General features: G+C 39.9%; 12 protein-coding genes. 7 read left to right on the top strand and 5 right to left on the bottom strand.

Annotated elements, in window-relative coordinates; genetic code table 11:
- Positions 1 to 50: 50 nt before the first annotated feature.
- Positions 51 to 4,892: a S8 family serine peptidase gene (locus FW778_RS22375; protein WP_150417130.1), complete on the bottom strand. Its 4,842-nt coding sequence runs from the start codon at positions 4,890 to 4,892 to the stop codon at positions 51 to 53.
- 559 nt (positions 4,893 to 5,451) lie between these two features.
- Here FW778_RS22375 and FW778_RS22370 point away from each other — a divergent pair.
- Both FW778_RS22370 and FW778_RS22365 read left to right on the top strand, forming a co-directional pair.
- Positions 5,452 to 6,276, top strand: coding sequence for a DUF5602 domain-containing protein (locus FW778_RS22370; protein ID WP_150417129.1), 825 nt, complete (start codon positions 5,452 to 5,454; stop codon positions 6,274 to 6,276).
- Between the two features lie 458 nt (positions 6,277 to 6,734).
- Positions 6,735 to 7,196, top strand: a complete 462-nt coding sequence (locus tag FW778_RS22365; RefSeq protein ID WP_150417128.1) for a PA2169 family four-helix-bundle protein — start codon at positions 6,735 to 6,737, stop codon at positions 7,194 to 7,196.
- Between the two features lie 199 nt (positions 7,197 to 7,395).
- Here FW778_RS22365 and FW778_RS22360 read toward each other — a convergent pair whose 3' ends face one another.
- On the bottom strand, positions 7,396 to 7,596 hold the full coding sequence (locus tag FW778_RS22360; RefSeq protein WP_150417127.1) for a YtxH domain-containing protein: 201 nt from the start codon (positions 7,594 to 7,596) through the stop codon (positions 7,396 to 7,398).
- Between the two features lie 308 nt (positions 7,597 to 7,904).
- Complete coding sequence (locus tag FW778_RS23350) at positions 7,905 to 8,045, bottom strand: hypothetical protein (RefSeq protein WP_202552442.1); 141 nt, start codon at positions 8,043 to 8,045, stop codon at positions 7,905 to 7,907.
- Between the two features lie 15 nt (positions 8,046 to 8,060).
- Here FW778_RS23350 and FW778_RS22355 point away from each other — a divergent pair, with 15 nt between their 5' ends.
- Positions 8,061 to 10,712, top strand: a complete 2,652-nt coding sequence (locus FW778_RS22355) for a sensor histidine kinase (RefSeq protein WP_202552441.1) — start codon at positions 8,061 to 8,063, stop codon at positions 10,710 to 10,712.
- Between the two features lie 67 nt (positions 10,713 to 10,779).
- On the opposite strand, the gene FW778_RS23345 is transcribed toward FW778_RS22355, so the two are convergent.
- Positions 10,780 to 10,953, bottom strand: a complete 174-nt coding sequence (locus FW778_RS23345; protein WP_202552440.1) for a hypothetical protein — start codon at positions 10,951 to 10,953, stop codon at positions 10,780 to 10,782.
- Between the two features lie 418 nt (positions 10,954 to 11,371).
- On the opposite strand from FW778_RS23345, the gene FW778_RS22350 reads away from it, so the two are divergent.
- From FW778_RS22350 to FW778_RS22335, 4 genes are all read left to right on the top strand, one after another.
- Entirely contained in the window at positions 11,372 to 11,563 is a 192-nt protein-coding gene (locus tag FW778_RS22350; RefSeq protein WP_150417125.1) for a CsbD family protein, read from the top strand.
- A gap of 123 nt (positions 11,564 to 11,686) precedes the next feature.
- The gene (locus tag FW778_RS22345; protein ID WP_150417124.1) at positions 11,687 to 12,247 is read left to right on the top strand and encodes a hypothetical protein; all 561 of its coding nucleotides are present in this window, start codon (positions 11,687 to 11,689) and stop codon (positions 12,245 to 12,247) included.
- Positions 12,248 to 12,273: 26 nt separating this feature from the next.
- Entirely contained in the window at positions 12,274 to 13,194 is a 921-nt protein-coding gene (locus FW778_RS22340; RefSeq protein ID WP_150417123.1) for an outer membrane beta-barrel protein, read from the top strand.
- A gap of 26 nt (positions 13,195 to 13,220) precedes the next feature.
- The gene (locus FW778_RS22335) at positions 13,221 to 13,826 is read left to right on the top strand and encodes a hypothetical protein (protein WP_150417122.1); all 606 of its coding nucleotides are present in this window, start codon (positions 13,221 to 13,223) and stop codon (positions 13,824 to 13,826) included.
- Positions 13,827 to 14,056: 230 nt separating this feature from the next.
- Here FW778_RS22335 and FW778_RS22330 read toward each other — a convergent pair whose 3' ends face one another.
- Positions 14,057 to 14,266: a hypothetical protein gene (locus FW778_RS22330; RefSeq protein WP_150417121.1), complete on the bottom strand. Its 210-nt coding sequence runs from the start codon at positions 14,264 to 14,266 to the stop codon at positions 14,057 to 14,059.
- Positions 14,267 to 14,470 lie beyond the last annotated feature (204 nt).

The raw sequence follows: 14,470 nt of genomic DNA, 5'->3' as shown, positions 1-14,470 counted from the left end.
GCCGTTCGCGGAACCGCTCATTTTTATTATTGCAGATATATTTTACCAGGTTATAATTTTAAGATCTTAAAGATTTTATAAGCATTATCTATTTCCATTTTAATAAAATATACTCCCGGGTTAAGGTTACTGACATCGAGTTCGAAACTGTTGGCTGAAATTCGCTGATAGGATTTTGGTATATAGGTCCTGCCAGGCACGTCCAGCAAAAGAATATCCTTGCCAACGGTTGAAGCAGCTGCAATATTTATCCTGACCTTACTGGTAACGGGATTAGGGTACGCTGTTACGTTAGTGCCCGCTAAACTGATACTGGTACCGGCGCCGCTGAAAGAATATGCCGGGCTACATTTCGATGATGTTGAGCTCGCAACGCTGCCACTGGATGATTTTTGATTTCCGTTGTAAGTTACCAGTAACCATGTCATTTTATTACCATCGAAATAAATATCGAATGATCCGCCTGACGGCAGGAACACTTGTGGCTGAACACCACTGTAACTCCCTGTCGCAATTATGCTATTATCAGGGCCTATCGGCACATATACAGGCGTTGCATTGGCATTTTGATAAGAATAATGCGCCACGTAATTAAACCCGGATGGATCATTTATTAATGTATCCACGCATTCCAGTTTTGGCTTCACATTTTTAGTGCCACCCCCGTCAGGGTTTACGTAAAAGTTTGCCGGCACATAATTAATGAAATAATCAGCCGGGTTACTCAACACTACTGAATCCGGCGTTAGCGTATATACGCCGGCGTTACCCGTATAAGTAGGCGATAACGTGAATTGCGGCCCGCCGGTCACGGTATACTCGTGGTAAACAAATCCGCTTATGGTTGATGGGAATGCCGGCAACGGCGACCCCTGGAAGATAAAGGTATCGCGGGCTGCAACAGTTAATGCCGAAGGCAGGATCGTTAACTTACCCAGGCCATAGCTAACTTCAAAGTTTTCCGAAAGGAAGGCACCGGGAACAATAAACGATTCGCCGGCATGGATACCAGTGATGAGGTTGATTGATTTAAGTTCATTGAGTGTTTCTCCGTCCGTTGAATAAACGTCGGCGGAATCAACTATTACCACTACATTATTATTGCTCGTGTCATTAATATTGGCACTGTTTACAATTTGCGTGCCTGCAACAATAGCTTTACCGGCAACAATAGCCTTACCCGCCACAAGAGCCTTACCGGCAACAATCGCTTTTCCGTTGACGAGGTTTCCTACCGTGGAATCGTTAAGCTCGTAATCGAATATAGATGAAAGACCAACTTCAATTACTTTCATATCTGTTACAAGACTGCCGGCCACTATTGCCTTGCCGGCCACAATTGCTTTTCCGCTCGCCAGGAAGCTCATATTTTGCAGGTCACCGGCGGTTAAAGTGCGCCCCGCAACAATAGCCTTGCCGTTTACAAATGCTATCGCGGTATCGACCAGATTTGCAAGATGATCCGTCTTTATGCTATCCAGGAAATTCGCCCTGTTAGCAACATCAATATTGGCATCATTGTATCCATAATTGAAAGTAATACCATTGATTTTATCACCATAGGTAACCACTTTATCCTGGGGCGTAATTTTCAGTGGCATCTTTACGATCGTTAGCAATCCGTCGTTAAAAGTGTAATCATACAATTCGATAAGTCCCGCATCTACCGAATTTGCGGTATCAAATGTCCGGGAAGCTTTAATAAAATATTTACCTACATTACTAAAGTCAGTGGCGGGCGAAGTAAATGTCATCTGATCAAGACCTATGTCCTTTAAGGTTAATCCTGAATTGGCAAGAGGAACACCATTTACCGTTATAGTTGCTGTAAAGGCCGGAATTTTTTCGCCGTACTTTTTGCTCTTATTATCAGCGGTGATAATAATTTTCTTTTTTGCTATGGTAAAGAAAAACAATGACTGCGAAACACCGCCATCAATTCCGGTTATAGATTTTGGTTTAGTAGAAACCCGGATCGACGGGTTGCCGGTAAAGGCTGGTATAGTAGCCGTCACCTCCGTAGAGCTAAGAACCGTGGTTGAAAGTGTATCGGACCTGAAGAGTACTTTGGTTGAATCACTGAAATAATTACCTTCTACAGTTACAGTAAAGTTCGTTGTTCCGGGAACTGTATTCGCAGGAACTGTAAGCGATGTAGCTATCGGCGTAGGCGCAGCAAATGTTGCTAATGCAGTTTGGGCCTGTATGAGGCCGGCTCCGCTTGAAAAATCAAATCCGGGTGAATTGATATCCAGCGCTGTCGATTGCAACAAACTTCTTATTCCATTTGGAGTAATTACCTGGTTAGAAAACTTCAATTTGGATTCTATCAAAAGGGCAGCGACGCCCGCTGCATGCGGTGCAGCAGCAGACGTTCCGAAGAAGTTTGGAAACGCATCTCCTTCAATATTTAGCGAGCTAAAATTGACGGTCGTATTAACCCCATCCGGCGCAGTAAAATCAGGCTTGTTTCGCACAACGCCATTTACGGGTGTTCCGCCAAGCGATGAAAAAGTCTCCGTTGTATACGGAGAAGTACCTCCAAAGGCAGGCGTCTTATTATACCTGATCGCACCTACCGTTATTGCACCGGCTGAATTGGCCTGGCCCACAATAGTAGACTGGCCTGTGTTGTATTCATTGATGGTTAAGTCTCCGCGGAAAACAACGTATTTAAAATTCACAGGTGTTGTGCCCGATGCTCTTATTATCATCAGACTTGCGGGCGTGCTTGCTGTAACTGTGAATGGAAGTATTTCTATCGGATCACCTCCTATATTATTCCTGTTGAAACCAATGGTTGACCCATCGGGTTTCACCAGGTAAATATCGAGATCGTTCACCGTTCCGGAGGATTGCCCCAGCGAGTAGACGTTATCCTGCCATTGCAATACAATGGTATAAGTTCCCGGCGCAAGAGAAACACCCTGGTAAATATCAGTACCGCCGGTATTGTTGAAGTTATGAGCCGTACCTGTAAATCCTGCAGGAGCCGGCGCACTGTTGAATGAACTTTGATATGAAGTATTTCCGTAATTGCCCGCAGCAGCAAAGTATGATACGCCTTGTGCAGTTACTTCATTAACTGCCTGGGCCACTACCCCGTCTGTAAAAAAAGGTTCCGTAATATAAGTAACATCATCTGCTATTACATTGTAATTATTCTGTTTAAATTGCCTGATGCCCTGGGCAAAATCTGTTGCACTGATGAAACCCGTTCTGAAACCTAATTGGGCCTTTGGAGCAATATCATGAACAATTTGTAACATCGCCCGTCCTTCATCCGATCTCCTGCCGAAAGGATAGTCCTGCAAAACCTGCACAGGAGTAGTATTTCCATCGGGATTTCCAACTCCCGGGAGATCTCCGTTAATAACATCGGTGTTTGCCGGATTACCGGGGATTGTATTATAGCTATCTGAAATAATTCCCACCTTCACACCTTCTCCGGAAACGTTATAACCATTACGAACAAAATCCGAATGCATGGCAATATCTCCATTAGATGTGGTTACACCAATATTGCTGAGTGGCGGAAATAACGGGCGGCAATAATCAATAAAATCCGGCAGCAGGTCCAGTTTTAAAAGATTAGCAATGGGATATTTACCGGAAACAATTAATGAATTGGAACCATTATCGATAAGATTGGTCATACCATATTCAGAAGTTTGTAACAACGCTGAAAGCTCGGCAACTTTACCGGCTTTGGCAATCACTTCAATCATTACGGAGTCGTTGCTTATAATGAAAATATTTCTTGCCGTGTCTTTTAATGTGGCTGCATTCGCATACAGTGAATTCAGTTCTGATCCCAACAGGTCGTTCACTTTACCGGTGGAAGGATAATAAGGAAAGATCACCGTCCCATCGGAATAAGCCGAATAGTTAATCGTCACACCACTTTGCACGGTCACTTTTGTAGCACTCAGCAGTGCCCCGGTAAGATTGCTCGACCCTGTACCGGAACCAATATTTATGCCCCCATTAGGCGCCCACACGGTACCAAACCATTTGGAAGCATTCCTGGACGATCCATTGGCAATAACAAATGCGCTTCCGGAAGAAGTACTGGCTCCGGTTCCGTGAACTTCAGTAAATATCCTGGAAGCATCTCCACCATTCTGTATACTGGCGCTAATATTATCGAGGTCTGCGTCATTGTAAATGTAAATCCTGAAGGTACCAGCTGATGATTTCGCAAAGTCGAAGATGAAGCTATTGGGATTCCCTGAGTTTTTTATTGACTTAAAAATATACGTCCCAGAACCAGAGAATGTTATTGCCTGTTTCCCTGTCAAAATTATGTTACGATAGGCTCCCGGTAATATTGTTTGCGTTGAGGTAATATCTTTCGTCCCGGCAGAATCAAAATTCGTAACAGCAGGTAAACCCGAAAAAACGGGCAGATTAGGTGCTGCCACAAATTCGCCCTTTGCCGGCAAAGGTCCGGTATAAGTGGTACTATCCGGGTGAGTAACCTTTCCTGAGACCGTTCCACCACCAATAACTATGCTTCCATTCACGTCAATGTTGCCTCCAATATTCGCAGACGACCCGACAGAAAGGGCAATGCCTTTTATTCCTGACGAATTTGCCGCAGTGATGTTACCACTAATAACATTGCTATTATTAAGCAGAATCGTTCCACCACTGTAGATGTTAGAATTAAGGGTGGAATTTCCGGTCGTTGTAACGAGATTATAACTTCCGATTGATCCCCCCTGTATATTTGTTGATGATGATATTTCTACCGAAGAAGATCCTCCAAACAAAACAAAATCGCTCGCTTTTAGTTGCTGCGCTTTAACAAAAGCGGGGGACAAAATCAGCAAGGTAAAACATACCAACGTCCACTTATAAAAGTGGGTAAATAATTTGCAGTCAAACATAGATTTTTCTAATTAATCGTGAATAAAAGTTATGGGGTTACATACCTTTCCTTAAGTAAATGCAATAGGTAAACAACTTAAAAGGCGACAATGGTTATCAAATTATCCGATAATCAATATATCCTTTATTCTTAGGAGTGATTGAATGTAGATTAGCGAGTTAGTTACTTAATAAGCAGTTAATTAACAGCGCTAAAGTTAGGATATAATATCCACCCAGTGAAAAAAATTATCAACAACAATCCTGCTGATGCCCTCGGTAATGTTGATTAATGAATCTTGTCGATTAACAAATAAGTTATATAAAACCTCCTGTATTTGCTGATGTCAAATCAACTTTGTTTTATTCCAGTCAGCCAACGCTTTATTTAAAAGCCGCTGCATAATATATTAAGATTGTATAAAATAATTTTTTCAGGCAGGGATGAGAGTTAGATAAGTTATGAAATTAACACATGACGTTCGTCTCAATTTTTAATACAACTTTTTTTTTGTTGTTATTTTTAACGATGAAAAAAAAGATATTTGTAGAAAATTTTTTAACCGAAAATTAAATAGTATGAAGCAAATTTTATCTTACCCGGCATTGATAATTATTTCATCAATGCTGGTGATTTCCTGTCAAAAGGAAATGAATCAATCACAGCCACAGGGCGTCAATGCAATTGCAGCTAATTCCGCTGTGGACCGAACGCAAATCAGCAACACTTTCAAAGGCCCGGAGGTGCATGTAGGAGATGGCAAAGTGCGTTCGTTTATTACGATATCTCACAGCGGCGTTCCCGTGGAGATAGGTTTTGAGCTAACCGAATCCGTAATGACGGGCCTGCCTGCCAGCGGTGAAAACAGCTACATTATACCCTTGCACCAGAAGGCCGGAACTGTAACACCTTTTGACCATCTTGAACTAGACTGGAATCCGCAGGGGCATCCGCCTCCAGGCATCTATTCGTTCCCCCATTTTGATTTTCATTTTTATAAAATCAGTCTTGCGGCGCAAATGGCCATCCCAGCAGATGATGCCACTACACATCACCTGTTTGCCAATTATCCTCCGGCAGGTTACATACCCGCAGGGTATGTGGCCGGGCCTTTCGGTGTGCCCCAAATGGGACTTCACTGGCTGGATGTACTCGCCCCGGAATTTAATGGCGGGCATTTCACTAAAACATTCATCTATGGGTCGTACAATGGAGCCGTTACTTTCTATGAGCCAATGGTTACGAAAGCATTTATGGAAGCCACTTCGTACAGCACCAGCCCTATCAGGCAGCCCATGCATTTTGTCCCTGCCAACACGTATTATCCTACTCAATATAGCGTTTACAGGAATACCTCAAACGGAAATTTCTATGTAAGCCTTTCCGGGTTTATGTGGCGCTAATTTTTTTTTAATAGTTATCTTCTTACAAAAAGGTTCCGGAATAGTCCCATCCGGGACCTTTTTTATTTGTATGGTTCAACCAATGGAAAAGGAAAATTAATCATAACATTCTTGCATATACGCAAGAGTTTCAACGCCGGGGCATGGATTTGAAAATGGTAATAAATACTCCTATAGCAATTCCCGGAATAAAAAGATTCAGTCCACCTCCCTTACTGCTTTAAAAGCGCATAGGCTGCATCGTTATATCCAAATTAACCCATGAACCTTTACAAAAAAAATGACCTCATATTTACGTACACACTTCCACGTTATATAAACGGCTGAAGACAAAAAAAAGAAAATTGAGCCAGCTATGCAAACATATTGCCCTCCCCTGCCTTGCTGGTTGCAGCTTTTTATTTATCCAGACTTTTTAGTTTTGGCATGAAATTTTATACGTTTAGCTAAAAAAACATATGGAAACAACAAAGGAAACAATTGAAATTCTCCAGGACCTTGTTCAAATAAATAATGACCGTATCACCGGGTACGAGCGTGCTATTAAAGAATTAGACAACGAAGATGAAGATCTTAAAGTTTTATTTGCAACAATGATTGCTCAAAGCCACAGGGCAAAGATGGCACTTGCCGAAGAAGTACAGGTGATGGGTAAAAACGTGGATAAAGGCACTACAGCAAGCGGCAAAATTTACCGTGCGTGGATGGATTTAAAGGCGGTATTTACCGGGCACAGCCGGCACGCAGTGTTAGAAAACTGCCATGCTGGTGAAGATGCGGCCCGAAAAGCTTATGAAACAGCATTAAAAGCTGAGCACCTGCCTGCCTACCTGAGAGAAATGATAGAAAAGCAACTGAAAACGATCCGGGAATCGCATGACGAAATAAAGGCACTTGCAATGCAGGAAGAAAATAGCTAACATGTTACTACGTTATAAGTAACGGCGGTAACACCGCACCCATGAAAAATACCTACGATTGATGGAGAAGGGCTGTTCGGTTAACCATGCAGGTTAGTTGAACAGCCCCATTCTTTTTTACTTCTTATAAATTTTATCCCATCCACTCCGGCACACGATTCCACCGCCTTTCAAATTGTTCGTCCCTGTATAGACGGGGTTAGATTTTGTTAATAGCTTCTTTGGCGGCTTCCATCTTTGATTCAACGTTGTTGGCTGTGTCCACCAGGTAATCCTTAGCATCTTCTTTACAGTTAGAAAATACCTTTGCAAGCTTTCTTCTTGTCTTGGTGCCCTTATTAGGAGCAAACAAAACCCCGAATACAACTCCTGCGACAAAGACTTTTAATGTTCTGATCATGATGTTATGTTTTAAAATTAAATAAAAGGTCAACCTTTGCAAACAGCGTGTAAAATCGTGCCAAAAACTATTACCGGGCACTTAGCTCTGATTTTTAAAAAGGGTGATTTATGATATCCCACTCCTTTGTTGAAATAAATGCTCACCAGACCATTTATATTCTTCCGGCAAGGATGCAAATTCCGAGGTAGCTGATAAGCATTAAGTGAATGTAATCGCCAATTAATACAAATATTATCCTTCTATTAAAACGTATGTTGGTATTCCGCCCAACATTACCAAGGGTAAAACCATCCGTGGCCAAAAAACTACAGACCTGCCCGAATAAATATTAACCGTTTTTCATCATCTAATGAGATTACATTATCGCATGTTGGCATGGAAATAGTAAAATGTTGCCAGGCCTGGATAATTTGTACAGCAACCACGCTAACCGACTTTGTTTTCATAAACATAATTTTAATATGAGAAAGAAATATTATAATGTTGAAACACCGGGCAGAGATATGTCGTCGCAATATAGTTCCACAGATTTTAAAAATGATGCAACATCTAACGAAACGTCAGCCCATTTATCGAGGGTTTTGCTTGCTACGAGAGCCGCAAGTATTGGAATATGGGAATATGTGTTTGAGCAAAAGAGGCTAATAGCTGACGATGTCCTCATGTCTCATTTTGGGAAAACTGTTCCCGGCTATTCCGGCAATTACGAGATCTTATGGGACTATGTTCATCCTGATGATAAAAAACGGGTCGCCGAAGAGTATAAGAAGGCATTAAATGATCGGGCTGATTTAGCCTTTGAATACAGAATTACCTGGGACGATGGATCCTTACATTATATTAAGTTAAATGCAGTTTTTCAATGGGATGTAAGTGGGAAACCCATCTCTTTAGTTGGCAGTAGCCAAAATATCACTTCCCAAAAAGAGGCTGGATATGCTTTGCGGGAAAGCGAAGCAAAGTTTAGGACATTTTATGAAAATATTCAGGATGCCTTGCTGCTTACAGTAACTGACGGTAATATCCTCGCCGCTAACCCGGCTGCCTCTGAAATTTTTCAAATGACTGAAGAGGAAATTTGCCGTGCCGGCAGATTGGGCCTTGTAGATCTTTCGGACCCAAGGTTACAACCCCTTATAGCCGAACGTGCCCGCAATGGCTGGGCAAAGGGAGAAGTTACGTGCATACGCAAAGATGGAACAACTTTTCCCGGGGAGATTACCTCTGTTATATTTGTAAACGCCAGCGGAGAAAACAGAACTTCCATGGTGATACGGGATCTGTCTGAAAGCCGGAACGCTGAAAAAAATCTTATTGCCACATCTTGCGCTTTGCAGCAGGCAGTGAATGGCCTGAATAAGATATTGGACTCTTCTTTGGATATGATTTGTTCTGTAAATGAAGAAGGAAGATTTGTTACAGTTAGTTCTGCAGCAGAACGCATTTTGGGCTATAAGCCCGATGAATTAACCAACACCTCTTTTATTGACCTCGTACTGAAAGAAGATGTAGAAATCACGTTAAAAGAGGATGTAAAAATAAGAAATGGACAATCAGTTACGATATTTGAAAACCGGTACATTCATAAAAATGGTAGCATCGTGCCACTGCTATGGTCAGCAGCCTGGGATGACAATGATAAAGTCACTTATTGCATAGCCAAAGATGTTACAGAGAAAAAAGTTCTTGAAAAAGCTGTTGAACTTGAACGACAACGCTTTCTTGATCTGTACGCACAGGCTCCATCCTGCATGGGAGTAATCAAAGGGCCTACCTACGTATATGAATTGGCTAACCCGCTTTATTTGCAGTTAATTGATAAGAAGGATATCATTGGTAAAACCGTAAAAGAAGTATTGCCGGAACTGGAATCCCAGGGGATCTTTGAGTTATTGGATGGCGTTTATAATACAGGAGAAACTTTTTCAGCAAGTGAAATGCTGGTGAAATTTGATTTTCACGGAGATGGGCAGCTGGTTGATACTTACCTGAACTTTATTTACCAGGCTCATCGGGATATTGAAAATAAAATTGACGGTATATTTTTCTTTGCTATAGATGTAACTGAACAGGTGCTATCCCGTAAAAAAATAGAGGAAAGTGCAAAGCGATATAGACAGATAGTAGAAACTGCACAGGAAGGGATATGGCTGATCGATGAAAATAACATTACAACTTTTGTAAATAAAAAATTATGCGAAATATTAGAATACAGTGAAGAAGAAATGATGGGAAGGGAGATCTACGATTTTATGGACGAAGATGGTAAGGAGCTTGCAGCCACAATGATGGTAGAAAAACAAGAAGGGCAGTCGGGCCAAAAAAACTTTAAATATATAGCCAAGTCAGGCAAAGAGATCTGGACGACTCTTTCTGCCAATCCACTGTTTAACGAGGACAATAGGTATAAGGGAGCCCTGGCAATGGTGACAGATATTACCGAACGGATCGTACTGGAAAAGCAATTGCTTGACGAAAAAATAAATAACCAAAAAGAAATAGCGAAGGCCGCTATAAGTGGCCAGGAAAAGGAAAGGCGGGAAATAGGAGCAGAATTGCACGATAATGTAAACCAGCTATTGGCAACAGCCAATCTATTTCTCGGCCATTCACTACACCTTGCCGAGGGATACAAGCCATTTATAATTAACAGCCAGGAGTATGTGTTAACCGCTATAGAAGAGATAAGGAAGTTAACAAAAGCACTGGTAGGCCCCTCGAAAGCCAAGGAGATGGACCTCATCGTTTCCATCAAGGACCTCGTAACGGATATTTTACGCGTGGGGGAAATAAAAATAAGATTTGCCCATGATTCTTACTGTGAACCAGTTTCAGACGATGGGCTAAAATTAGTGATCTATCGCATAATCCAGGAGCAATTAAATAATATACTAAAACATGCTGAGGCTACGGAGATAGCCATCGATTTAAAATATGAAAATGGCCGCATTAGCCTTGCTATAGAAGATAATGGTAAAGGCTTTGATACAAACGCCAACCGAAACGGCATAGGGCTAAAAAATATTCAGCACCGGGCAGAGATTTATAATGGTGAAGTCAGCATTCGCTCTTCACCGGGTAATGGATGTACCGTATCTGTCATATTTCAGTAAATGAAATATTAAAATCTCTCCTTCCCCTTGGTTTAGTGTGTCGTGACTTAAATGAACCGGTAGTTTCTTAATGTTGTATAAAAAATAATAGTTGGTCGCTAATTACCGGCCTTGCATTTGTACAGAGCAAAATAAGCTCTCTTTCGTGACAATCCATTAATGTCTCGTCCATTTGCTTTGTAACTCTCGTTCGCTTTATTGCACCTATTAATAAATCATCGCGGGCATATAAAGTCTTCATATCAACAATAAAAATATTAAAGTTACAACTGCAAGTGCGCAAAATATTACCACCAGATAGAGAGGCGGGTACATTCTTCTTTCTGACATACAGTAAATTTTAATTGTTAAATAATGTCATAAGCTACCATAATATCCGCTTAAAAAAAGATTAATCGTCCTGATTCCTATCATAGTTTTTAATGACACCCCTCACTATAACTAAATTCCTGCCGCGAAAATTCATTTCCGGCTATCCGTAACCGTTAGCCTTATTTAGGATGGAAATGAAAACCCCGCTGAAACATCAATTCACCTAATTGTCTTTAGTGACTAATATCATACGTTTGTATATCCCTCATCATATGTGCTGGCTTCTATTTGACCTACCTTACCAGGGAAAATGATTCGCTATTTATCACCCATAAAAACTAAATAAAATGTCAAACCCTACAGATTTAAAAGTAAAAGGAAACTGGAATGAACAGAAAGGAAAGCTCAAACAAAAATTTGCAACGTTAACTGACAACGACCTGATGTATGAAGAAGGCAAGAAAGACGAAATGTTAGGAAAACTTCAAATAAAATTGGGTAAGAGCAAAGAAGAGCTGAAAAAAATCATGGATTTATAACTGTCCCTTTCCAGTAAAGAACTACTGCCAGGTCTTCATCACCTGGCGGTAGTTTTCTCCACGATTAAAGTAGGGGTTCGTGTTATGCCAAATTAATTTCAATAACAACTAACCTTTTACAAAATGAAAACAACAATTTTACTTTTCTTGATTTTTACTGCTTTCTTTTTTAGTTGCTCACAAGATGTAGCTACCGTTCAGGTTATACGAAATCCTTTAATAAAATTTGATTTTAATTCAACCTCTTCCTGGAAATCGGATAGTTATTCATTTGCAGATGTATCAAAAGTTGTGGTATATCCTAATGACACAACCAAACCTGGCAGACTATATAACCGCTTAACGCTACAGGCTTTGGGCAGAGATAACACAGGCAATCATTTACAATTAATTATAAATTTTGACGCTGTAGACGTATCACATTTAATTGGTATTTACAGTCCTGTATATTCAACAGAAAGGGGATTGGCTGATGTCAGGTTGTTTAATCTTACAAACAGTAACGATTTATCAGCTTATAACCTCTGCGATTTCAATATTAGTAATGCCACATTTCAAATACAAAAGCAAGATATAACGGAACAGCTTATTAAGGGCGTGTTTCAAATGACTTTATGTGATGCCCGGGATTCAACAAAGAAAATAAACATTATCAATGGCACACTCACGGATATTCATTATTAAATAACGGCAACCCATATTATATTTTTATGAAAAAAAGATTAAAAATTACTCGCTTTACATTTTTCATTTTATTATTTGTAATTAGCAATACTTATGGACAGGCCGATACAGTAAAAAAATTTATGACTCCACCTCAGCCTGTTCAGTACAATGCGGGGTTTGATGTTATTATAAAAACAAACGGCGAGATAGTTTATGGCCTTGTAAAAGAAGTAGGGCTTTACCTTATTTCATACCAACGCACCGACATTCCTGACGGACCAATTTATACCATGCTTCGCACTGATGTATATGCCATAAGTTACCGAAATCAGGTAAAGGAATATTTTAACCCACCACTCGATAATGGTTACCCGTTAATAAATGAGCCAGGTCTTACTCCTAAAATAGACTATAAACGTAACCCTCTTTTTGAAAAGGGTAGTTTCCGTTTAGCTGTTGGATTTATCAGGAGTTTTACAAAGGTAGATGGTGCAAAAAACTATTCTTCTTCAAGGTCTTTTCCTGCTGTAAATATTGGCTATGATGTAAACTTTAAGAGCAAGGTGCGTTTAGGTTTGCAAGTAGATTTTGCTTCCAATAAATTTTCCAAACAGGAGTATAGTACTTACGACAGCACTCAAAACAACATCACTTTAAAGGAGAACATTTTCGCATTGTATGTTTATGCAAAATATAGCGTAACGCACGATTCCTCCAGGTTGAGGCCTTATATTATTGCAGGTTTAGGTATCAACACATCACATATACGTTCAGAAAACATTATAAGTTTCACTAACAGTAACAGCCAGGTTTTACTTGTAAAATCCGGGGCAAGTTCAGTTGGCTTAGGGGTAATAGCAAGAGTAGGTGCAGCATATTATTTAAGTGATCTGCTTCAATTGTTTTTAGATGCCGGTGTGGGTACATCTGTTATAAATTTTGGTTTGGCAGTGTCTTTAAAATAATTTTTCTAACCTTTAAAAAAATGGATATGAAAACTTTAATAGCTTTTTTAGCATTTACGGTATCTGCTTTTTCCGTAAATGCACAAAACAATAATGGTCGTAGTGGAATTGCCGGTTCTATTGGAGCAGCAGTGAATTATTATTATGGTCCCGGCGACCGTAATTTCGGCAAATTTGATAACGACCGTATTAACGGGCAATTAAACGGCATGTTAGGATTAACAATAGCACGTGATAAAAATGATCGGAGAACAATGTTAGGTGGTTTTGGGAGTTTTGGTATTAATAATGCTAAAACGATGGTCCAGATATTTGATGACCAAAATTATATTACATTAGCTACCAATCAAAACTCATCTAATAATTTTTACCAGTTGGAAGGAGGAGTTCTTATTTCAGAAATCTTCCGTATAAGCACCGGTGTAGGGCGGCAAATTTTTGATAAACAGGTTATTTCTTCTTCAGGCGTAGTTAATTTAAATGCTACCTCGCTTAAATATAATTCAACAACAGTTGGATTTAATTTTAATGTAGGCGCTGTAGCACTCACATTGAACTGTAATTTCAACTACGGCCTGGATTATAATAAAACTGTATTAAATCCTTCAGCAGGTTTAATGTTCCGTTTATAGTATAAAAACTATTTTCGCCCCTTTCGGGGCGAAAATCTAAGTATCTTCCGCATGCGGAATGTAAAAACCTGGATAGGCTTTTTCTCCGCTGATGGGCATCTGCGAATGAAAATAAACTCAAGACTCCTTAATTAAATGACACTGCGCGAACACTCACGCCAAAAAAAGGACTTTTAAATAAGAGCCTCAAAAAAAGAGGCGCTTATTCAAATTGGATTACCGTCAACTTATTATTTCTTTTTTGAAGTATCTACTTTAGTAGTATCTACTGTAACAGTTGTTTTTACGGTAGAATCTTTAATAACCTGCATAGTGTCTTTAGTAACTATGTTTGAAGTGTCACTTGTTGTAACTTCATTAGTTTTATCTTTATCATTGCCACTTGAACAAGCTGCGAAAGAAATAGTTACAATTGAAATTGCTAATAATGCTTTTTTCATTTTATTTTTTTTATTTTTTAGGTATTAATTACCCTCTTAATACCTGAATACCTAAAAAGTAACCCATTCATTGCGCAGGAATGAGGCGAGATATTTAAAAGGTCCAACATATTTTTCTAAGATAATATGACTCGTCCTAAAAAAAGTTTACAGGTTAAAAGATAAATTCTGCAATAGGTTTACAGGATAATTTTCATTTTTCTT

It is taken from the genome of Ginsengibacter hankyongi (genome assembly GCF_008710285.1).
Classification (GTDB): domain Bacteria; phylum Bacteroidota; class Bacteroidia; order Chitinophagales; family Chitinophagaceae; genus Ginsengibacter; species Ginsengibacter hankyongi.
The sequence above is the reverse complement of the archived record's forward strand: the minus strand, read 5'-3'. Positions and strand labels throughout refer to the sequence as shown.

Coding starts and splice junctions, on each gene's coding strand:
- FW778_RS22370 (WP_150417129.1), top strand. CDS start 5,452: ATGAAGCAAATTTTATCTTACCCGGCATTGATAATTATTTCATCAATG.
- FW778_RS22345 (WP_150417124.1), top strand. CDS start 11,687: ATGAAAACAACAATTTTACTTTTCTTGATTTTTACTGCTTTCTTTTTT.
- FW778_RS22360 (WP_150417127.1), bottom strand. CDS start 7,596: ATGATCAGAACATTAAAAGTCTTTGTCGCAGGAGTTGTATTCGGGGTT.
- FW778_RS22375 (WP_150417130.1), bottom strand. CDS start 4,892: ATGTTTGACTGCAAATTATTTACCCACTTTTATAAGTGGACGTTGGTA.
- FW778_RS23345 (WP_202552440.1), bottom strand. CDS start 10,953: ATGAAGACTTTATATGCCCGCGATGATTTATTAATAGGTGCAATAAAG.
- FW778_RS22340 (WP_150417123.1), top strand. CDS start 12,274: ATGAAAAAAAGATTAAAAATTACTCGCTTTACATTTTTCATTTTATTA.
- FW778_RS23350 (WP_202552442.1), bottom strand. CDS start 8,045: ATGAAAACAAAGTCGGTTAGCGTGGTTGCTGTACAAATTATCCAGGCC.
- FW778_RS22365 (WP_150417128.1), top strand. CDS start 6,735: ATGGAAACAACAAAGGAAACAATTGAAATTCTCCAGGACCTTGTTCAA.
- FW778_RS22335 (WP_150417122.1), top strand. CDS start 13,221: ATGAAAACTTTAATAGCTTTTTTAGCATTTACGGTATCTGCTTTTTCC.
- FW778_RS22350 (WP_150417125.1), top strand. CDS start 11,372: ATGTCAAACCCTACAGATTTAAAAGTAAAAGGAAACTGGAATGAACAG.
- FW778_RS22355 (WP_202552441.1), top strand. CDS start 8,061: ATGAGAAAGAAATATTATAATGTTGAAACACCGGGCAGAGATATGTCG.
- FW778_RS22330 (WP_150417121.1), bottom strand. CDS start 14,266: ATGAAAAAAGCATTATTAGCAATTTCAATTGTAACTATTTCTTTCGCA.